The organism is Aquicella lusitana, assembly GCF_902459475.1.
Classification (GTDB): domain Bacteria; phylum Pseudomonadota; class Gammaproteobacteria; order DSM-16500; family DSM-16500; genus Aquicella; species Aquicella lusitana.
Window position 1 is genome coordinate 102,324 of the sequence record NZ_LR699115.1, and the last position, 18,107, is coordinate 120,430.

21 protein-coding genes are annotated in these 18,107 nt (G+C 42.8%); 8 read left to right on the top strand and 13 right to left on the bottom strand.

The features are described from left to right. The first annotated feature begins 3 nt into the window (after window positions 1-3). The gene (locus tag AQUSIP_RS10515; protein ID WP_114834647.1) at window positions 4-621 is read left to right on the top strand and encodes a CDP-alcohol phosphatidyltransferase family protein; all 618 of its coding nucleotides are present in this window, start codon (window positions 4-6) and stop codon (window positions 619-621) included. 13 nt (window positions 622-634) lie between these two features. On the opposite strand, the gene AQUSIP_RS10520 is transcribed toward AQUSIP_RS10515, so the two are convergent. Both AQUSIP_RS10520 and msrB read right to left on the bottom strand, forming a co-directional pair. Beyond that, window positions 635-1,078, bottom strand: a complete 444-nt coding sequence (locus AQUSIP_RS10520; RefSeq protein ID WP_114834648.1) for a CBS domain-containing protein — start codon at window positions 1,076-1,078, stop codon at window positions 635-637. Window positions 1,079-1,127: 49 nt separating this feature from the next. Next, window positions 1,128-1,664, bottom strand: a complete 537-nt coding sequence (msrB, locus tag AQUSIP_RS10525) for a peptide-methionine (R)-S-oxide reductase MsrB (protein WP_114834649.1) — start codon at window positions 1,662-1,664, stop codon at window positions 1,128-1,130. A 98-nt stretch (window positions 1,665-1,762) separates the two neighbouring features. Here msrB and msrA point away from each other — a divergent pair, with 98 nt between their 5' ends. Continuing rightward, a complete protein-coding gene (gene msrA / locus AQUSIP_RS10530) occupies window positions 1,763-2,353 on the top strand; it encodes a peptide-methionine (S)-S-oxide reductase MsrA (RefSeq protein WP_172621984.1) in 591 nt (196 codons plus the stop codon). Between the two features lie 12 nt (window positions 2,354-2,365). Here the strand turns inward: msrA and AQUSIP_RS10535 are convergent, their stop codons facing one another. From AQUSIP_RS10535 to AQUSIP_RS10560, 6 genes are all read right to left on the bottom strand, one after another. Continuing rightward, window positions 2,366-2,722, bottom strand: a complete 357-nt coding sequence (locus tag AQUSIP_RS10535; RefSeq protein ID WP_147277493.1) for a hypothetical protein — start codon at window positions 2,720-2,722, stop codon at window positions 2,366-2,368. Window positions 2,723-2,815: 93 nt separating this feature from the next. Then, window positions 2,816-3,205 carry a TIGR03067 domain-containing protein gene (locus AQUSIP_RS10540; protein WP_114834651.1) on the bottom strand — a complete coding sequence of 130 codons (390 nt, stop codon included), beginning with the start codon at window positions 3,203-3,205 and terminating at the stop codon, window positions 2,816-2,818. 23 nt (window positions 3,206-3,228) lie between these two features. Further along, window positions 3,229-3,621: a DUF302 domain-containing protein gene (locus AQUSIP_RS10545; protein WP_114834652.1), complete on the bottom strand. Its 393-nt coding sequence runs from the start codon at window positions 3,619-3,621 to the stop codon at window positions 3,229-3,231. A 42-nt stretch (window positions 3,622-3,663) separates the two neighbouring features. Then, window positions 3,664-4,479: a metal ABC transporter permease gene (locus AQUSIP_RS10550; RefSeq protein ID WP_197737875.1), complete on the bottom strand. Its 816-nt coding sequence runs from the start codon at window positions 4,477-4,479 to the stop codon at window positions 3,664-3,666. Beyond that, a complete protein-coding gene (locus AQUSIP_RS10555) occupies window positions 4,472-5,278 on the bottom strand; it encodes a metal ABC transporter ATP-binding protein (protein WP_114834653.1) in 807 nt (268 codons plus the stop codon). Before AQUSIP_RS10555 ends, AQUSIP_RS10550 begins: the two co-directional genes overlap by 8 nt. Beyond that, a complete protein-coding gene (locus tag AQUSIP_RS10560; protein WP_114834654.1) occupies window positions 5,275-6,162 on the bottom strand; it encodes a metal ABC transporter solute-binding protein, Zn/Mn family in 888 nt (295 codons plus the stop codon). Before AQUSIP_RS10560 ends, AQUSIP_RS10555 begins: the two co-directional genes overlap by 4 nt. Before the next feature lie 501 nt (window positions 6,163-6,663). On the opposite strand from AQUSIP_RS10560, the gene AQUSIP_RS10565 reads away from it, so the two are divergent. From AQUSIP_RS10565 to AQUSIP_RS10580, 4 genes are all read left to right on the top strand, one after another. After that, window positions 6,664-7,116 carry a cyclic nucleotide-binding domain-containing protein gene (locus tag AQUSIP_RS10565; protein WP_170131824.1) on the top strand — a complete coding sequence of 151 codons (453 nt, stop codon included), beginning with the start codon at window positions 6,664-6,666 and terminating at the stop codon, window positions 7,114-7,116. 39 nt (window positions 7,117-7,155) lie between these two features. Next, on the top strand, window positions 7,156-7,479 hold the full coding sequence (locus tag AQUSIP_RS10570) for a DUF4286 family protein (RefSeq protein WP_114834656.1): 324 nt from the start codon (window positions 7,156-7,158) through the stop codon (window positions 7,477-7,479). Between the two features lie 182 nt (window positions 7,480-7,661). Then, window positions 7,662-7,901 (top strand): hypothetical protein, encoded by a 240-nt coding sequence (locus AQUSIP_RS10575; protein WP_114834657.1) that lies wholly within the window; start codon window positions 7,662-7,664, stop codon window positions 7,899-7,901. Window positions 7,902-8,100: 199 nt separating this feature from the next. Further along, on the top strand, window positions 8,101-10,311 hold the full coding sequence (locus tag AQUSIP_RS10580; RefSeq protein WP_114834658.1) for a Lon protease family protein: 2,211 nt from the start codon (window positions 8,101-8,103) through the stop codon (window positions 10,309-10,311). A gap of 128 nt (window positions 10,312-10,439) precedes the next feature. Here the strand turns inward: AQUSIP_RS10580 and AQUSIP_RS12390 are convergent, their stop codons facing one another. The 4 genes from AQUSIP_RS12390 to AQUSIP_RS10590 form a co-directional block, all read right to left on the bottom strand. Next, window positions 10,440-10,577 carry a hypothetical protein gene (locus AQUSIP_RS12390; protein WP_170131825.1) on the bottom strand — a complete coding sequence of 46 codons (138 nt, stop codon included), beginning with the start codon at window positions 10,575-10,577 and terminating at the stop codon, window positions 10,440-10,442. A gap of 253 nt (window positions 10,578-10,830) precedes the next feature. Beyond that, entirely contained in the window at window positions 10,831-11,592 is a 762-nt protein-coding gene (locus AQUSIP_RS10585; protein ID WP_114834659.1) for a M15 family metallopeptidase, read from the bottom strand. A 102-nt stretch (window positions 11,593-11,694) separates the two neighbouring features. Continuing rightward, a complete protein-coding gene (locus tag AQUSIP_RS12500) occupies window positions 11,695-12,957 on the bottom strand; it encodes an Lhr family helicase (RefSeq protein WP_232058695.1) in 1,263 nt (420 codons plus the stop codon). Window positions 12,958-13,158: 201 nt separating this feature from the next. Next, window positions 13,159-15,963 (bottom strand): DEAD/DEAH box helicase, encoded by a 2,805-nt coding sequence (locus AQUSIP_RS10590; protein WP_232058696.1) that lies wholly within the window; start codon window positions 15,961-15,963, stop codon window positions 13,159-13,161. A 292-nt stretch (window positions 15,964-16,255) separates the two neighbouring features. On the opposite strand from AQUSIP_RS10590, the gene AQUSIP_RS12505 reads away from it, so the two are divergent. Both AQUSIP_RS12505 and AQUSIP_RS12510 read left to right on the top strand, forming a co-directional pair. Then, window positions 16,256-16,801 (top strand): class II glutamine amidotransferase, encoded by a 546-nt coding sequence (locus tag AQUSIP_RS12505; RefSeq protein WP_232058697.1) that lies wholly within the window; start codon window positions 16,256-16,258, stop codon window positions 16,799-16,801. Window positions 16,802-16,863: 62 nt separating this feature from the next. Continuing rightward, window positions 16,864-17,112: a class II glutamine amidotransferase domain-containing protein gene (locus AQUSIP_RS12510; RefSeq protein ID WP_232058698.1), complete on the top strand. Its 249-nt coding sequence runs from the start codon at window positions 16,864-16,866 to the stop codon at window positions 17,110-17,112. Between the two features lie 36 nt (window positions 17,113-17,148). On the opposite strand, the gene AQUSIP_RS10600 is transcribed toward AQUSIP_RS12510, so the two are convergent. Beyond that, on the bottom strand, window positions 17,149-17,535 hold the full coding sequence (locus AQUSIP_RS10600; protein ID WP_114834660.1) for a hypothetical protein: 387 nt from the start codon (window positions 17,533-17,535) through the stop codon (window positions 17,149-17,151). Window positions 17,536-18,107: the final 572 nt, after the last annotated feature.

The window sequence follows — 18,107 nt, forward strand, 5'->3', positions numbered from 1 at the left end:
CCCATGCTTGAAACCTATCTGCGTCCTTTATACCAGCTTTGTATAGCCGATCCGATTGCCCGCTGCATGAAAAATGTTTCACCAGAGCGTATTACTTATGCGTCTTGTCTGACGGGCCTGCTGGTGTTGCCGGCGCTGATGTTGAATTTACCTTCATTTGCTATCACCTTGCTGATAATGTCCGGATTTTTAGATACCCTGGATGGTACCCTTGCAAGAATGGATAACAAAGCATCTAATACAGGCTGTGTGCTTGATATTATCTCGGATCGTATTGTTGAGCTAGCGATTATAATTGGGTTATTTGCTATTGACCCTGTACACCGTGGCTGGATGACACTTGCCATGCTGGGCAGTTGTTATCTGTGTATTACTTCGTTTTTGGTAGTGGGAATTTTCAGTACAAACTATTCAAAAAAAGGATTTCATTATAGCCCAGGATTAATTGAAAGAGCGGAAGCCTTTATATTTTTTATTTTGATGATCTGGTTGCCAAATTATTTTTCAATTTTAGCCGGCCTTTTTACCATGCTGGTATTATTTACCAGTTATTTACGTATCAAGCAGTTTATAAAGGCAAACGAAACGCGGGCGGAAACGCAATACGTACCAGAAGGATAAGTAAATTTTTTAGTTATTGATGGTGGTCGCCGTGAATATATTTTGTCAGCGATGAAATCTCGTTTTTTTGTGCGAGCATAGTCCATCGCGTTAAGTCGCCGATAGAGATGATACCAATCAGTTTACCATTTTCTATGACAGGCAGATGCCTAAACCGTTTTTCGGTGACTAGTTGCATTGCTTCGGCAACGGATGTGGAAGGTGTAACTGTAACAAGCTCTGTTGTCATGATATCAGCTACTTTAAATTTTCCTACTTCACAATTACAGCTGATAACCTTGCGAATAATGTCACGTTCGCTCACAATCCCAATTAATTTATCATCTTCCATTACCAGTAGAGCACCTATACCTAATAGGTTCATTTTTTTCGCGCATTCATAAACGGTCACGTCAGGCGAGATGAGATGAATGGTGTATCCTTTATCTTGTAGCAAGCTGCTTAGACGGCTTTCCATGTTACTCTCCTTACTTTACTTAACGAAGGGTACGGACACTTTACAATGATTATTTCTTTTTGTCTGATTTTTTTTCGAATAAATGAGCATACTGGCCATATCCTCGTTTCTCCAGCTCTTCAGCTGGAATAAATTCGAGTGCGGCTGAATTCATACAATAGCGTTTGTAAGTTGGTGGCGGCCCATCATCAAATACGTGTCCTAAGTGGGATTGTCCATGTTTGGAAACCACTTCAGTTCGGTCTATAAACCAGCCCGGATCCGGTCTCAAGATAATATTGCCTGATTCGAGCGGCTTGGTAAAACTGGGCCATCCCGTCTTGGAATCATACTTATCTAATGAACTGAATAAGGGCTCACCCGATACAATATCAACATAAATGCCAGGTTTTTTATTGTCCCAATAGGCGTTTTTATAAGGCGGTTCAGTGCCTTTTTCTTGTGTGACATAGTACTGCATGGGTGTAAGCCGTTTTTTTATGACATCATCGCTTGGCTTTTGATACGGGGTTGCGGCAAAAACTAAACCAAGCGATGAAAATAAAATAATAAAAATGAAAAATATTTTAAAGCGATGAAATTTCATTACCTTACCCTCAGACTTGTCATATAATTAGTATAACGAATATTTAAATGTTAAAGATGAAGGATTCATTTGCTTAATGTTCAGGTGAAGGAATGTTTATGAATTTTATTAAAAAATGGCTTGTTCTCCTGTTTCCTTTAATTTTTTCCTTCTTTTCAGCTTCATTAGCGAATGCAGCGATTGCGACCTTTGCGGGCGGCTGCTTTTGGTGCGTCCAAGCGGATTTTGACAAAGTCCCCGGGGTTGAAAAAACGATAGTTGGTTTTACAGGCGGAGAAGTGGCTACACCCAGCTATAAACAGGTTTCTCAGGGCAAGACTGGGCATTATGAGGCGGTGCAAGTGTCCTATAATCCAAAAAAAGTCAGCTACCAGGAATTACTGGATGTTTTTTGGCATAACATTGATCCTACTGATGCCAGCGGACAATTTTGTGATAAAGGGAATCAATATCGAGCTGTGATCTTTTATCATAATAAGGAGCAAAAACGACTTGCGATAGAAAGCAAAGAGAAGTTGGTAAAATCCGGCCGATTCCCACAAGTTGTTACTGAAATATTGCCAGCAGGAACATTTTATATCGCTGAACCTTATCATCAGAAATATTATCAAAAAAATCCTATTCGGTATAAATTTTACCGTTATCGATGTGGGCGTGATCAGCGCTTACATGAGCTTTGGGGTAGTTAATTTGCCTCGTATTTAACTAGGTTGTCTCACTTGATAAGTTCCGGTTGCAGCATTTGGGCCATCGGTATTAAAGTTGACTGGGCTTGCAGGGTCTTTGGTAGCGCATACAGCTGAACTGCCTGCATTAATACGTGTTGTTGCTCCACAATTTCTAACATTGATACCGCCTGCATCCGTGCCACCATTTACCGTAATATGTATAATGAGATTTGCGCCGGTGCCGTTTTCAATCGTCACGATATCGCTAGGACTTTGTGATGTCCAGGCGACAGGTGGAAATGAAAATTTCTCTGTCGTCACTTGAGCAAATGTAGGGAAACATAGAACCAAGGAGCCTACTAGTAGCGCAACCGATGAGAGTTTTAACATCACTCACCTCCGATGCTGCAGTAAGAAGGTTGAATTCTTACTATTATACCCCCAAAGTGGTTCCTGAAATAAAACACAAAAATATTGAATAAGTTATTCAATGCGTTGCCAAACCTCATAGACTTCATCCGGCCCCGCGCTGAACCGGGAGGGCCTGGGTTTATCTGGGAAAGCAAAGTTCGCTTTTAAAATATCATGATCCAGCTCAAAAATACCTTGTAGTCTTTTACCTGCAAATGGACCTTCATCTGGAATAAAATCAATCTGATGCGGTTGGGTATCAGTATTAATAATCACTTTGCCGGACTTGCTTTTAGGAAAACCGCCTACAAATTGGGGATAAGTGACATCTGCCCAATCCAAAAGAAATTTATCGTCAGGTGTAAAGGAATAACGGAATTCCTTGAAAATGGAGTCAGGTAACCATTTGGTTTTTAGCTGGCAGCACACGACTTTCCATTTGCCTACAAGTTCTTTTTGCATACTTATTTCTCCTGATTCCAAATTTAAATAACTGTGTCAATGATTCCTTTTAAAAAACCATTAAACTTGTGAATGGTCTGAATGGATGTTTGAATGTGAAAGAGATCAGCCAAACGGTCATAATTGTGATAAGCGACAAAGGTGGTTTGTTCGGCTCGCCAGGCAACGATTTTAAGCGGCAATTCAATGCCAATCGCAGGGGATTCAACCATCAGAGCGGTGCCAACCTGGGGATTACCAAAAATCAGCACTTCTTCATCCTGCAAGGTGAGACCCACAGCACGGGCTGCCGCGCTGTGGTTTATGCGTGCAAAAATGGTGATTTGCTTTTCCCGCAATATATTTTCAATATGATCAATTATTTCTTTTACAGAACGGTTGGAGGTGTTGATAATTAAGAAATCATGGTCGTTCATGCATTCGCTCCTGCTGAATAGCGAGCAAGCCAATGATTCATTTTACCTCAATGCGGTTCTGTTTTTAAATGTATTTATTATATATAAGCCAAATACAATGGCGCTGATCCAGAAGCTAATAGGCCAGTCAGTGAAGTAGGAAAGACAGATACCTGCCCAGACGATAGCTACTGCAAGGAGCGTACTAAAAATAATGCCTGTCCAAAAATGCGATGTCCATTGTACAGCAATGGCAGCGGGCCCAACCAAGAGTGTAAAAATCAGGATGACGCCTACGACCTGACTAGTCAGTGTGACAGCAATAGCAAGGATAAGGACAAAGAAAACGGCAATCCAGAAGAGTGAAATGCCTTTGGCTTCGGCAACTTCCGGTTCAATGCTCGCAAACAATAATCGTCTACTAATGAATGCCATTGCAAGCAAACTGATAATCATCAGCCAAAACATAATTTGAATATCCTGGTCGGAAACACCCAATAAATTCCCGAAAAGGATGATGGTTGCTTGCCCGGCATACCCCTGATGGAAATGCAGAAATAAACTGCCAAGTCCCAGACAGAAGGATAGAACAATGCCAATAGCCATATCGCTTTTATTAATCCGATTACCAAATGCGCCTATTCCGATAGCAGCTATCATCGTTAATAGAAATTGTCCGGTGATGGGGGCTAAGCCAATTAATAATGCGCCGCTTGCGCCCGCAAAACCGATGTGTCCTAAAGCATGTGCTGCAAAGGAGAGGTTACGGATAATGACGAAATAACCTACGATGCCGGCTAGAATAGCTGCAATGGTGCCTGCGATAAAAGCGTGCTGCATGAAATTGTATTCAAACATAGTTGAAAGTAAGCTAATCATGGTGATGCAATTCCTGCTCGTGTATATGACGCCCTTCGCCCAAAACAAATAGTCGATTTTTAATATGAATGACTTCAATCGGTATGCCGTAGAGTGAACTCAGCATGGAGCTGGTGATGATTTCGTCCACTGCACCGATGATTGCTTTTCGCTGCGCAAAATACAAGACGCGGTTCATCACGTCCAGTAAAGGGTTGGGGTCATGTGCGGAAAATAGAATAGTAACATGCAAGTGCTGCTGGATATCCTGCAGCAAGCGTATAAATGTATCTTGATAGCGAGGATCGAGATTGGCCAGCGGTTCATCCAGTAATAGAATATCAGGTTTGTCCAGAAGTGCTTGCGCTAGAAAAATACGCTGTTTTTCGCCGCCTGAAAGCGTATGCAGCGGCCTGTCTGCATAGCTATTCGCGTTGACGAGTTCCAAGATTTTTTGTATTTCTAACCGCTTCCCTTTGGGGAGAAAAGGTAACCCATAACGAGTACCATTAAATGATGCTGATAGAATGGCGCGGCCCGTTAGGTTTGCAACGGAGGCGTGAGTGCGCATTTGCGGCATGTAACCGATTTGTTTATGGCCCTGGTAAGGCGCTGCGCCCAACACGTTAATCTTTCCCGACAGTGGTTTTAATAGTCCCAGGAGGGCTCGCAAGAATGTACTTTTACCCGAGCCGTTGGGGCCAAAAATACCTATAAACTCGCCTGCGCGAATCGATATATTAATATTTTCAATAACGGGCTGACGTCCTTTATATCCGATGTCGGCGTGTTCAGTGCTAATGACAATATGGTTATTCATGAATGAGGCTCATGCTTGTTAGCTAAGGCTTTTTCAAGCTCGTTAAGTTGGTTTATCATCCACTCTACAAACGTTGTATCGGGCGGTATCATTTCACTGACGCCTACAACCGGGATTTTTTCTTCGCTGGCGATGGCGATCATGCGGTTTGTCATGGGATTCATCACCTGTTTATTGTAAATCAGGACGCGTACGGTATGCTGACGGAGATCGGATTCAAACTGTTTTATTTGTGAAATGGAAGGCGGTACATCGTTCATGATGCTGATCTGAAACGCTTTGCCATGCATCACAAGCCCGATGCTGTCGGCCATATAATTAAAAATAGATTCGGTAGCAATCACTGGCGTATGTTGAAATCGATTTTTTAATGTTGCTATCTTATCCAAAATAATTTGATAATTTTGCTTAAACTGCTTGAGCCTTGAACCGAAATAATCCTGATGAGCAGGATCCAATTGTTGAAGCTGGCTTGTTAGCTGTTCAGCAAAACGGGGCATGGTTTCGGGCAGGTACCAGAGATGTGGATTGCTGCCTGATCGAATGCCCATTAGTTGGGCGACATTAATAACCGATCGACGTTTCTGTCCTTGAATAGCAAGTAGCGATTTCACCCAAGGATCATAATCAGCGCCGTTGTAAATGATAATATCCGCTTCCGCTGCCTGTTTTGCTATGCTGGGTTTCATGCTGAATAAATGGGGATCTTGGCTGGGACTATTAAGCACGCTCGATATGCTGACATAACGACCACCTATTTGCTGGGCAATGTCACCATACACATTTTCGGCAGCGATAATATGAATCGCAGCCTGCGCAGTAATGCCGTGCAGGCTTATCACGAATGCGGTTAAGAAAAGCAGAATGATCTTTATGAGCCGCATGCTTTTATTCCTCGGCCTGTTTTGCTTTGCCCAAACATGGACAAATTTTGAGATTTAGATCGTTGTGCATTGTTTAAAATAAATCCCGTCGATAGCTGAACCGCATTTAGTTTCGTGAGATAAGCTTTTCATATGCTAGCAGAAAAAGGATATAGCCACTAATTCCGATAGCGCGATGTATGCAAGGCAGCGAGTATAAAGTAAATTTTTATAGACTCAACTAAACATCACTAGAGGTGTTCAATATATAGACAACAATACTCGGACCGTATTCTCCCAACAGATTGCGCTAGTGTGCTATCCCTGTCGTTCCTTTCGCAAAGAAACGGCTGGTTTTTGTCACGGTGCAACCCGGTGGAGAATGGTTGCACCGCCTGTTTCTGGAGAAAAAATGGTTACCTTCGCTGCTAAAAACGAGTAATGCTCGCTTAACTTACCAACATTTTGATAATAATGTATTATACTGAAATCGAACAGACGAATATTTTTAAGGATGAAAATATGGCTGATAAAATCGATACTGATACCAAAAAACTGATGCTTAGAAAGCAACCCTGCTTTTCGCAGCTCAGAGAAGAAGAAATAGAAATCCTCGCGTCGCTACTGGTTGAAAAACACGTTTCGCCGGGGGAGATTATTGTAAAAGAAGGCGATCCGGTTGACAGCGTTTATCTTATCGTCAGTGGAAAAGCGGATGTCAGATGCATCAAGGACAGAAACCATCCAGACCAAACAGAATCGGTTGCCACCTTAATTCCTGGAGATGCCATTGGACTCAATGAAACGGGATTTTATTCTCTGTCAGGTATACGAACGGCGACTGTTATAGCCATTGACGAAATGGTGTTACTGCGTCTTAGCGTCGCAGCTTTTCACGGTTTTGCATTGGCGTATTCACATGTAAATGAAGTCATGCGCAGCTATGCCAGAAAATTATTGGGGATGAACACCTAGTTTAAAAAAGGCTTGTTTTGACTATACAAGGAAAATGCCATGGTTATTTACGAAGTCAATTTAAACGTGAGTCATGAAATTTATGATGATTATTACAAATGGCTGCTGGAACATATTAAAGCTATGCTAAAGTTAGATGGCTTTAAAAAAGCTGAGATTGGTTTAATTAAGGGTGAAGAAGATGATGGAAAAAAACACATTCGCGTCAACTATCTGGTCGATTCTTATAATCATCTCAAACAATATTTAACGCATGACGCACCTGCAATGCGAGTGGAGGGATTGCAAAAATTTGGCGATAAATTTAGCGCAAGCCGTCGTATTATTGTGTCGCCTATTGTGCTAGAAAGCGCTGTTTCATAATCTTTACTTTTCTCCTTATTTTTGATGGGAATCTCTGTACAGAGGATGGGAATTAAATCTTGGTTGAATAATGCCTTAATTGATATTTTTGATCATAATTTATCCTATTAAATTATGGTAACATAAAATAAGAATTTTAATAATTCTAACCCAGCCAAACTGGCGTATGCCGAGGAGGCGTTATGGCCAACATCAATGATCCGAACTTAACACCCAAACAAAATCGTACGACTTCCATGATCGCCATTATTGTTGTGCTGATCATCATCGCTGTTTTGATTTACTACTTTACTTATAGGACACCAGCAGTGACTGAAACTGTTGTGCCACCTGTTCCTGCAACAGAACAGACAACCGGCAATGCGCCAGGTACAACGCCTGCCTCGCAACCCGTTACAGGCACCAGCAACAGAAGTTATTAAGACACATAATGGGTCTTTTCATTATTTGTCTCGATGGTGGATCAAGGAGGAACAATGACACTTGCTATTTTGTTCATTTTACTCAATGGCGCTGACTACATTTATTCTTCCGCACATATTTAGTCGAAGTTGAGAAGCGCTTTGGTGGCGCCAAATGAGGAAAAAGAAATTGTGAGTTGATTCATTTTGATCGGATATAATGATGAAAAAAATCAATCCCATCAATTATAAATTACTTCGCCCGCAAGTGGATCTTTCTCATTTAAATTTCAAAACAACAGATGAAATGAATTCATTCACACATTTTGTGGGTCAGGAAAGGGCCTTGCATGCTATTCAATTTGGCGTGAACATCGAAAGCCACGGATATAATCTTTATGCGATGGGGCCCTCCGGTATAGGGAAACGTTCATTTGTACAAGCTATCTTGGAAGCGCATGCAAAGAAGTTGCCAGTGCCTTCTGACTGGTGTTATATCCATAATTTCGCTATGCCTGATAAGCCCATCGCCTTGCAATTGCCGCCCGGTCTGGGTCGAGTTTTGCAGGAAGATATGAAAAGTTTTATACATGAGCTTGGTGCTAGCATTCTGGCTGTATTTGAGAGTGATGAGTATCATTCAGCGCTGATGAAGATTAACAAGTATTTTTCCAGAGAAAAAGAATCTAATTCCAAAGCAGAAAAAACGCCTTCTCTTTACAAAAAGAAACATAAAAGAGAAAAGAAATTACAATTAAAAATGGTTTCAATAGTTTTAAAACCTATTTTTAGCAAGCTTAAAAAAAAGTATAAGTCATTCCCTTCTGTTATCGCCTATCTGAATAATATTAAGCAAGATGTCATGGAGAATATTGCTGATTTTATCAGGCAGGATGAAAAAACCAATTTATATACTTTTACTTATGAAAATCCTGTTTTGACAAAATATAAAGTTAATCTGCTGGTGGATAATGCGGAGTTAAAATGTGCGCCGATTATATTTGAAGAAGCTCCATCTTACTCCTCTTTGATTTGTCGCATAGAACATACTTCCGAGATGGGCGCGCTTGTCACCAATTTTACATTGATCCGTGCCGGTGATTTACATCGGGCAAATGGAGGTTATTTACTTGTAGAAGCCCGTAAATTAAAAGCTAACCGCGAGGCATGGGAAGCATTGAAATCAGCACTTTATTCCCAAGAGATTCGAATTAAGCCGCTTGAAAATGAATACGATTCCATTAAGCCAGTTTCACTGGAACCCATGTCCATTCCGTTAAAAATTAAAGTGATTTTGTTGGGTGACCGCAAAACCTACTACTCACTCTGCCAGCATGATCCTGATTTCACAGAACTCTTTAAAGTAGCTGTTGATTTCGATGAGCAGATAAAGCGTAATAAAAAAAATACAAAACTCTACGCCAAACTGATCGCAACGATCGTCAAACAAAAGAAGCTACGCCCATTTCACATTTCAGCTGTTGCGGCCGTGATCGATTACAGTTCTCGTCTGGCTGAAGATGTTGAGAAATTATCAACTCATATACGTGACATTGAAGACTTGTTGCTGGAGTCTGATTATTACGCAGGTGTCGCACGCAAAAAAATGGTAAAAGAAGCACATATAAAACAGGCCATTCAGGCACAGATCCACCGAATGGATCGAACAAGACAGCTTTATTACGAAGACATTCTACGAAATTTCATTATTATCAAAACAGAGGGCTCAGCCATTGGCCAGGCAAATTGCCTGTCGGTTAGAAGAGTAGGAAATTTTTCTTATGGTCATCCTACACGTGTGACAGCCAGAGTGCGGCTAGGGAAAGGCAAGTTAATTGATATTCAACGTGAAATCAAAATGGCGGGTCCTATCCATTCTAAAGCAGGTCTCATTATTGCTAATTTTCTTGCAAGTCGATTTAATCAGGACCTGCCTTTTTCGCTTTCAGTTAGTCTGGCGTTTGAACAGATTTACTGCTGGACGGATGGCGACAGTGCCTCTGTGGGCGAACTCTGCGCCTTGCTCTCGGCGCTTGCTGAAATTCCTCTCCTTCAATCTCTTGCCGTGTCGGGATCAATAGATCAATACGGAGAGGTACAGGCTATAGGTGGTGTAAATGAAAAGATTGAAGGATTTTTTGATGTTTGCAAGGCAAGAGGACTAAGCGGCAAGCAAGGTGTCATCATCCCAGCTGTTAATATCAAAAATTTAATGCTGAGAGAAGATGTAGTTGACGCGGCAAGATTAAAAAAATTCTTTATTTATCCCATTGAAACCATTGATGACGCTATTTCATTACTGACGGGATTGCCGGCAGGTAAGCGGGAAAAGCGCGGTAATTTTCCAAAAGACAGTGTTTACTTCAAAATAGAAGAACGTTTAAAAGAATACAGCAAGACGCGAATAAAAAGCAGATTGATCGAAAAATAAATTTCAAGATTCAGATTCATTTGCTGACTATGATTGGCCTGAGCGAAAAAATTTTAGGAATGAATTTAGTCATGTAAAACAACACGGGAGAGGCCATAGCTGTCTCTCCCATGCATTATATTGCTTATTTAAAATTTCTTTTGCTTTTCTTGCTCTTGATGACCCGGGCGGCGCTGTTGTTCCTGGCCTCCGCCTGGACGGCGTTCTTGTTCATGCCCCGGTCGGCGTTCCTGTTCCTTGCGTTGCTTATCTTGTTCATGGCTCATATCTGTTCTCCTTGATAAATGGTGGGATTGAGCTGATGATTTTAGCGCGTATTGCATCCTTACAATCGTGAAAATGTATTGTTGTTATATTTTTAATTATAATTTTTTTCCACACTAAAATATATAGGGATAAATCCTATTGATCAATATATCTATAATTTAAATCATTATCTTAATTTAATACATTGATTAACATTATAAATTCAAATGATAAACAATGAATTTAATTTGTAACGAAATTATCCATTTTTAGCTAAGCGGGCATAACAAGTTCAGGTCTGTATTCGAAATGCATTGTGTCGTAAAAAAACCATCTTCCTCCCCAAAAAAAACCTTCTTTTTCGAAGATTTCTACAATCCTCAATGGAATGCGGTTGCGATACCCTATCTCAGTGATAGACCGTTTTAATCTTCGCACATCCCATAACCAATAATTGGAATAAGACGAATTAATATCAATCGCAATTCCAAAACTATGAGAACTTAAATAACTTTGTCCCGCTACTTTGCGCCAATAAAAACTTCCGGCCGGATTTGCAAGATATTTGTAATAAGAGGGAGGTAGTTTTTCCAGTTCGGCTGAAATGCGACGTAATTTTTTATCAACCCCATTGACGGTAGTGACTTTGAGCGGATAGCGTTTACCAAACACGTTAGGCATCCAGTAAATGGTCACAAGTTTTTTGTTTACTTCAACCGAAGACTTGCCATACATTTTTTTAAAAAATGATTCATAGGAATCTTTTAAGACATCTTCTTTGGAGATACTACCATAGGAGTAGTCCACCCCATAAAATAAACCTACAAGGTAGTCAAGCAGTGGGACGTTTCCTCGTATGGGTGTGCGCGTTCCATCTTTCCAGGCAATATAGTTCCATGTGATTTTGTCTATGCTGTCAGGATAAGACGCATGCAATCGTTTAAACACATCTTGCGATTCCCCATAAGCGCTGACGCCAAAACAAAGCAGGAAAACGAACAGTAGAAAAGCGATTAGCCCATTGTTTTTGACCATTCTATTGACCTTAAGCTTCCGTTCAAGCCCGTATTATAGTCTGTGTCATACATTGAGAAAAGAGCGATTCTCAAAGAATGTTGCAGTTAAAAAAGCGTATTTTTAGGAGGAGATAACACCGTTTAGCAAAGTAAGTTTTTTCCCGGAAGTCGCTGGGATGCGTGGGCCGGGTAAAACGATACCGGCTAGATTGAGCGGATCCACAGCATAAAACTCGGTGATTTCATCGCACGGGTTTTGTTTTTTAATCGCACGTAATGAATCTACGGCGTAAGGCAATGCAAATTGTTCGCCTAGAAAACCATCTACAAAACGGCCGCCTCTGATGTCTCCACGGGCTTCCATTCGCCTGAACATGTTGAGCAAGTCGCGCCAGCGGGGACTATTTTTTTCTCTCACAATCAAATCACGAAAGACGACGCCATAGCGTTTGAGCAGCATCCAGCAGGCGGCTTCAAGTTGTTCTGGTTCTGGGGCGGGTTCATGGCCATAGAGTAGCGACCATCGTCCGGAGCTAAATCGTGTCTGGATGCGTCTGCGCCTTTTATCCGATCGACGACGTGGATCAATTAAGGCGCGCAGGTTATCAAACCCATCTGCTGTGACAAGTCCTGCAGTGACCAATTCCCACAAGCCTGTTTCAATTTCCGCTTTAAGTTTGTTAACGCCCCGTGCAATGTCAGTAAAAAAAGAGGCCCCGCGTTGTTTGAGATAGTTATAAATGCTTTTTGCAGCATGGCTTAATCTAGCCAGATTTTCCTCATGATAAACAGGGCCGGCCATCCAGTCTGCTTCTTCTCTGATAAAGAAGGTGATAGGCGCTACACTGGTCGGCATAATGCGTTTTGTGTTTCGAGGTAACGCATCGTTACTGGTCATGACAGATTCAGGTTCGGTGACAGCAGCGTGTGGCGACAGACGGCCCCAACCTACTGCGCCAGTTAAGCACAAACGATCCAGCATATCCCGGTCATAGTCTTTGATCCTTTTTGCAAAAATCTGTTGTTCCCAGGCATTCGCTGGTATTTCAAAACCTTGCAGCTGTTTGATGACCTCGAGCAAGCCCTGTTCGCCGCTCAAGCGGGTTTCAGGCGCCAAGTGTTGCCACTTCAATAACCAGCGCATGAATTCGGCCGCAGACACCGGCTGAATTTCCCTGTGAAGCCTACCCAGTGTCATGCGATGGATGCGGGCAAGCAATCTTCTTTCACACCATTCCGTCTCGCCTCGCGCAGGCGTTCTGAAATGGCCTCTTAATATCAAGCCACTTGATTCCAGTTTTAGCAGTGCCTGTTCGATACTGCTCACATCCAGGGAGAGTAATTTATTCAACTCATAGCAAGTAGTGGGACCTAAATGTTGCATCCATCCCCGCACCATACGCTCAATCGCTGTGTCACGATCGGGTACATCTTGCGCAAAATCATTGCTTAAGCCGGGGAGCGTCGCGTGAGTATAAATGGCAGTAAAGACTTTTATTTTTTCAACAGCTATCCAGTGAGGTTGGTCGTTTATTTTTGCAATACCCGCTCGTCCTGCTGTTACCAGCTCAGCGAAAAAATCGGACTAGCCAGTCAGGGGACGCTCCGTAAAAGTATCAGGTTGGGGAAAAGCAATAAGGGTTTGTAACAGATCATGTAATTCATCCGCATTTCTAATATCAGGCCAGACTTCGCGCTGCACCTCATCAATGGCGGCTTGGTCTAGCTTGCCTGCTTCCTGCAAAACTGATTCGGGCAGTATTCGGCGCATTTCTACGGCTCGCGCTCTTCTTTCTTCAAGTGGCGCGTCATCCAGAAAAGCGTAGGGATTTGCGTTTAAAATTTCATGCGAGAATGGCGAGGGAACAGGCGTGTCAATAGCAAGACACTGGATGGAGCCATTTCCGATGCCATTTAACACGGAAAGGAAACCATCCAGATCAAGTGCTTCCGTTAATGTGTCTTTTATTGCTTCATTGATCAGTGGATGATCTGGCAGCTCAATGTCGCGTCCGCCTAGATTATCCTGGCACGCTGCTGCATCAGGGAAAACAGCAGCAAGCAGATCATCGGAAAGCATGCGTTGTATATTGGGCGGTATTTTTTTTCCGTAACGAAACCGCACCAACGCAAGCGATCGCGTTGCTGTCCAGCGCCAGCGGGTAGTGAAAAGCGGCGCCTGTAAAACTGCCTGAGTAAGGACTTCTTTAGTGGAATGCGGATGAAGAAATTGAAAGACATCTGTTAACGGGAAGCTGTGCTGCTCTGCTAATGCGATATTCAAGCCATTATCAGTTGCTGCCGCTTGCAGTTCAAAATTAAACGAGCGGCAAAACCGTTTCCGCAAAGCCAGCCCCCAAGCTTTGTTGATGCGAGCACCAAATGGAGCATGAATGATGAGTTGCATGCCGCCGCCTTCATCAAAAAAACGTTCGGCAATCACTGTCTGTTGCGTAGGGACGGCGCCAAGTATGGCCCGCCCTTGTACTAAATAGTCGATTAATTGCTCTGCGCCCGCTGTATCCAGCCCACAATGCTTTTTTAACCACGCAATCGCTGCGGAACTTTTGGGATGCTTTTTTATGTCTTCATGCGATATCTCAGCATTCGGCAGTCTATCGTTTAATTTTTGGCGCAAATCAGAAACATACCATGAAAGCTCATCCGTTCTTGCTGGCGCTTCGCCACGCCAGAAAGGAACGCTGGGTGGCGCGCCGTGTGCATTTTCAACAAGAACACGGCCCGCCGCGCTTTCGATGCGCTTAATTTGCCACGAGGTGGTGCCGAGTAAAATAATATCGCCGCGGTTGCTTTCAACGGCAAAGTCTTCATCTAGCGTGCCTACCATCACGTTATTGGGTTCGGCAATCACGGTAAACAAACCGTTTTCAGGAATCGCGCCGCCGTTCATGATGGCGGTCATGCGAATACCGCGACGCGGTTTCACTAATCCATTCACACGGTCGCGAAACAAATAGGCACCATAACGCCCGCGCGAACCTGCTACGCCTTCAGAAAGCATTTCCAAAACCGTATTAAATGTGTCCCGGGATAAATTTCTGTAAGGATAGGCTCGGCGAGTTAGTTCAAACAAATCCTTTTCACGCCATTCACCCGTAGCGCAAATAGCAATGATTTGCTGGGTCAGGACGTCGATAGGCTGCTCAGGGATAATCAGTCGATCAAGATCGCCTTGTTGGATCGCGTATAGCAGGGCAGCGCATTCCATAAGCTCGTCGCGCGTGGTGACAAAAAAGCGTCCCCGGGATATAGCACCATGCCAGTGTCCTGCACGGCCAACACGTTGCAGAGCAATGGCAATCGCGCGCGGCGAACCAATCTGGCAAACCAGATCTACCGTGCCTATATCAATCCCTAATTCCAGCGAGGCTGTAGCGACTAATACTTTCAATTCGCCTTGTTTTAGTTTTGATTCCACTGTATGCCGTATTTTGCGTGAAAGGCTACCATGATGTGCTGCGACCTGATCATCGCCCAGACGTTCAGCCAGGTGATGTGCTATACGCTCAGACAATCGGCGTGTATTAACAAACACCAGGGTGGACCGATTTTGTTTGGCTAATTCTGCTATTCGGTCATAAATTTCGTCCCACATTTCATTGGAAGCAACGGCGCCAAGTTCACTGACAGGTGTTTCAATCGCTAATTCCAGATGTCTTGCGTGTCCTATATTGACTATTTGCGGCAAGGGACGCTTAGATCCTGCAAGAAAGCGGGCAACGAGTTCAATGGGTTTCTGTGTAGCGGAAAGTCCGATCCGCACAGGTGAGTACTGTATTAGCGCATCAAGGCGTTCAAGTGACAGAGCAAGATGCGAGCCGCGCTTGTTATTGGCGAGCGCATGAATTTCATCCACAATGACGGTTTTTATATCCGATAGCATGGCGCGGCTTTTTTCTGCGGTAAGCAGAATATAAAGTGATTCAGGCGTGGTTACTAGAATATGCGGCGGTTTTTTAAGCATGGTTTGTCGGTCACGTGGCAGTGTGTCGCCAGTGCGCAGTGCAATCCGGATTTCCTGCATGTTAAATCCGCGCTCCTCGGCCAGCTTGCGAATTTGGTTTAAGGGCGCCATGAGATTTTTTTGTATATCATTACTTAGCGCTTTGAGCGGTGAAATATAGATGACTTGCGTTTGCTCCGGCAGATTTCCTGATAACGACTGCCGTACCAGACGATCAATACATGCCAGGAAGGCAGCAAGGGTTTTGCCCGAGCCTGTTGGAGCGGAAATCAGGGTTGTTCTGCCTGCCAGAATATGCGGCCAGCCGTGCTGTTGCGGTTCAGTAGGCCATCCTATTTCGCTGGTAAACCAATCGCGCACCAGTGGGTGCGCCCAGTCAAGGCTTTCTGTTTTATTGGGAAGCATGCGCGTTCGTATGTCATGGATGCAGTATTATGGAAATTATACACTAATAATAAAAAGGATCATCAAATGATCAGCTTGGTAATAAAATATTTAAAATCAAAAAGATAATAATATGGGGCTGTTATCAATGCTTGTTTAGGACACGGTGGCAAGCATTCTGCAGCATCCACCAAGCTTTTTTATTTAATGAATGCAAGCTGATTTTTTAGGAAAAAAGCCAGACTTAGTTCACCGATCAGGCATGTTATACTGATAACTTAATACATGTTGTGTGAATCCTACAGGAAGTACCATGTGCCGTTTTATTGCTTACATCGGCAACCCGCTAGTTCTGGATGAAGTGCTGTTTAAGCCGGATCACTCGCTTATAAAACAAAGCACGCACGCGCTTGAAATGAAGGAGCCGCTGAATGGTGATGGTTTCGGTTTGGGCTGGTATGCGCAGGATATTGATTTTACCCCTGGTGTTTTTAAGTCTATACAGCCAGCCTGGAATGACTTGAATCTGAAACATTTGGCTGCAAAATTACGATCAAACTGTTTTTTTGCGCATGTACGCTCTGCGACCCGGGGCTATGTATCGCAATTTAACTGCCATCCATTCAACTATGATCAATATCTCTTTATGCACAATGGCGATATAGGAGGCTTTGAAAAAATTAAGCGTTTTCTGCGCCGTAAGTTATCAGACGATATCTATAACTGGGTTCAAGGCCAGACTGATTCAGAACACTTATTCGCGTTATTTCTGGAATTATTTAAACAGGAAAAACTGCATTTTAATGCAGAAAACACGGCCAGACTATTTTTAGCCACCCTACGTGAAATTAAAAAATAAAAGATCTTCACCAGTGTTACTCTGCTTCACGAATTAATGCAGTTGTGACCAATGGAAAAAGCATGGTTGCGATCAGATATAATTCGGATGCTAACGAAAAGCCTGCAACCCTTTATTATGCCACTGGTTCGCGATATGAGTATCATGATGGAGCATGCCATATCAGTCAGGATGAGAAAGGCAAGATTGGAGTTGTATTAGTGGCGTCTGAGCGTTTAACTAGTTATCAGGCGGAGTGGCACGAAATACCGCCCAACCATATGCTTTTGGTACATGATGATTTTTCAGTTTTATTGCGCACAATAGAATAATAACTGGCTCTGTACAGAGAATAACTGGTATTGCTTTTATTTCATTTCCTTACAAGCACCCGCGACGATTCGCTTGGTATTCTCATCTGTGGCGTAATTGCCTGACGCAATTCCTTTCATGTAGGTAACGACGACGGGTAGGTTTTCTCGCGAATAGGTGCAGATACGCGACACCGATGAGGTTGTTCCTCCAGGAGCCTGCTGAGTGAAAGTGACCTGACAATTGCCGGCTGCATCAAACCCTAAGATTTTGTAAGTGATAGTGATTCCACCCAGGTTGGCACCGGTTATCTCATGTGTAGAAGGCGTGCAATTCTGCAAACTGTTAGCGTAGGTGTTCCAGTCACTTGGTTCGGCTAAACAGATTGGATGCATCATCATGAGGCTAAATAGCAAGGCAATTTTACCTGCTGGTGTTTTCATAGCGCTTTGCTCCTCGTCATGAGAAACGTGTTATTTTTATTATAACGCATATGGAGCTGGCAAATTCAATTCAGTGCTTAGCGGCCATGTTTTTTCAAGTTAATTAGTAGGTTAACGTTAAAATTGTTATTCTGAGGGTTAAATCACAGGTGGAGAAGGAAAAATACCTTTCCTTATTTACTCCTAATCGCATCAAGTGTCGCTTCAACAGGACAGCTAACATGACTGTTATTCGAAAGGATTTAAACGTGCTTTATTATCACTGCGGAAGTTAAACTTGATAAACATAAAAAATTAAAAAAATTGCTATCAAAGTCAGAGAAAGAAGCACAGCTTCAAAAAAAATTGTTACTGCGTCAAGCCAAGAAAAAGAAGAAAAAACGAGGGCACTTTTATAAAAAATTTAAAATGGACTGGCCATTGGGAAATATCATGATATTCTACAAAGGCTATTCTTAAATAATGGACTTTGGCCGTTTGACAGATTCACGAATTTGTCATCCTGAGCGCAGCGAAGGATTTCCTCTTGTGCATATAGAGATCCTTCGCTGCGCTCCACTACTGTCCGGTGA

Bases quoted from the DNA above. Each gene is read 5' to 3' on its own strand.
- AQUSIP_RS10565 (WP_170131824.1), top strand. From the start codon at position 6,664: ATGGCTGATAAAATCGATACTGATACCAAAAAACTGATGCTTAGAAAG.
- AQUSIP_RS10575 (WP_114834657.1), top strand. From the start codon at position 7,662: ATGGCCAACATCAATGATCCGAACTTAACACCCAAACAAAATCGTACG.
- AQUSIP_RS10600 (WP_114834660.1), bottom strand. From the start codon at position 17,535: ATGAAAACACCAGCAGGTAAAATTGCCTTGCTATTTAGCCTCATGATG.
- AQUSIP_RS12390 (WP_170131825.1), bottom strand. From the start codon at position 10,577: ATGAGCCATGAACAAGATAAGCAACGCAAGGAACAGGAACGCCGACCG.
- AQUSIP_RS10585 (WP_114834659.1), bottom strand. From the start codon at position 11,592: ATGGTCAAAAACAATGGGCTAATCGCTTTTCTACTGTTCGTTTTCCTG.
- AQUSIP_RS10580 (WP_114834658.1), top strand. From the start codon at position 8,101: ATGATGAAAAAAATCAATCCCATCAATTATAAATTACTTCGCCCGCAA.
- AQUSIP_RS12505 (WP_232058697.1), top strand. From the start codon at position 16,256: ATGTGCCGTTTTATTGCTTACATCGGCAACCCGCTAGTTCTGGATGAA.
- AQUSIP_RS10520 (WP_114834648.1), bottom strand. From the start codon at position 1,078: ATGGAAAGCCGTCTAAGCAGCTTGCTACAAGATAAAGGATACACCATT.
- AQUSIP_RS10570 (WP_114834656.1), top strand. From the start codon at position 7,156: ATGGTTATTTACGAAGTCAATTTAAACGTGAGTCATGAAATTTATGAT.
- AQUSIP_RS10540 (WP_114834651.1), bottom strand. From the start codon at position 3,205: ATGCAAAAAGAACTTGTAGGCAAATGGAAAGTCGTGTGCTGCCAGCTA.
- msrA (WP_172621984.1), top strand. From the start codon at position 1,763: ATGAATTTTATTAAAAAATGGCTTGTTCTCCTGTTTCCTTTAATTTTT.
- AQUSIP_RS10560 (WP_114834654.1), bottom strand. From the start codon at position 6,162: ATGCGGCTCATAAAGATCATTCTGCTTTTCTTAACCGCATTCGTGATA.
- msrB (WP_114834649.1), bottom strand. From the start codon at position 1,664: ATGAAATTTCATCGCTTTAAAATATTTTTCATTTTTATTATTTTATTT.
- AQUSIP_RS12510 (WP_232058698.1), top strand. From the start codon at position 16,864: ATGGTTGCGATCAGATATAATTCGGATGCTAACGAAAAGCCTGCAACC.
- AQUSIP_RS10590 (WP_232058696.1), bottom strand. From the start codon at position 15,963: ATGCTTCCCAATAAAACAGAAAGCCTTGACTGGGCGCACCCACTGGTG.
- AQUSIP_RS10550 (WP_197737875.1), bottom strand. From the start codon at position 4,479: ATGATTAGCTTACTTTCAACTATGTTTGAATACAATTTCATGCAGCAC.
- AQUSIP_RS10555 (WP_114834653.1), bottom strand. From the start codon at position 5,278: ATGAATAACCATATTGTCATTAGCACTGAACACGCCGACATCGGATAT.
- AQUSIP_RS10535 (WP_147277493.1), bottom strand. From the start codon at position 2,722: ATGTTAAAACTCTCATCGGTTGCGCTACTAGTAGGCTCCTTGGTTCTA.
- AQUSIP_RS10545 (WP_114834652.1), bottom strand. From the start codon at position 3,621: ATGAACGACCATGATTTCTTAATTATCAACACCTCCAACCGTTCTGTA.
- AQUSIP_RS10515 (WP_114834647.1), top strand. From the start codon at position 4: ATGCTTGAAACCTATCTGCGTCCTTTATACCAGCTTTGTATAGCCGAT.
- AQUSIP_RS12500 (WP_232058695.1), bottom strand. From the start codon at position 12,957: ATGCAACATTTAGGTCCCACTACTTGCTATGAGTTGAATAAATTACTC.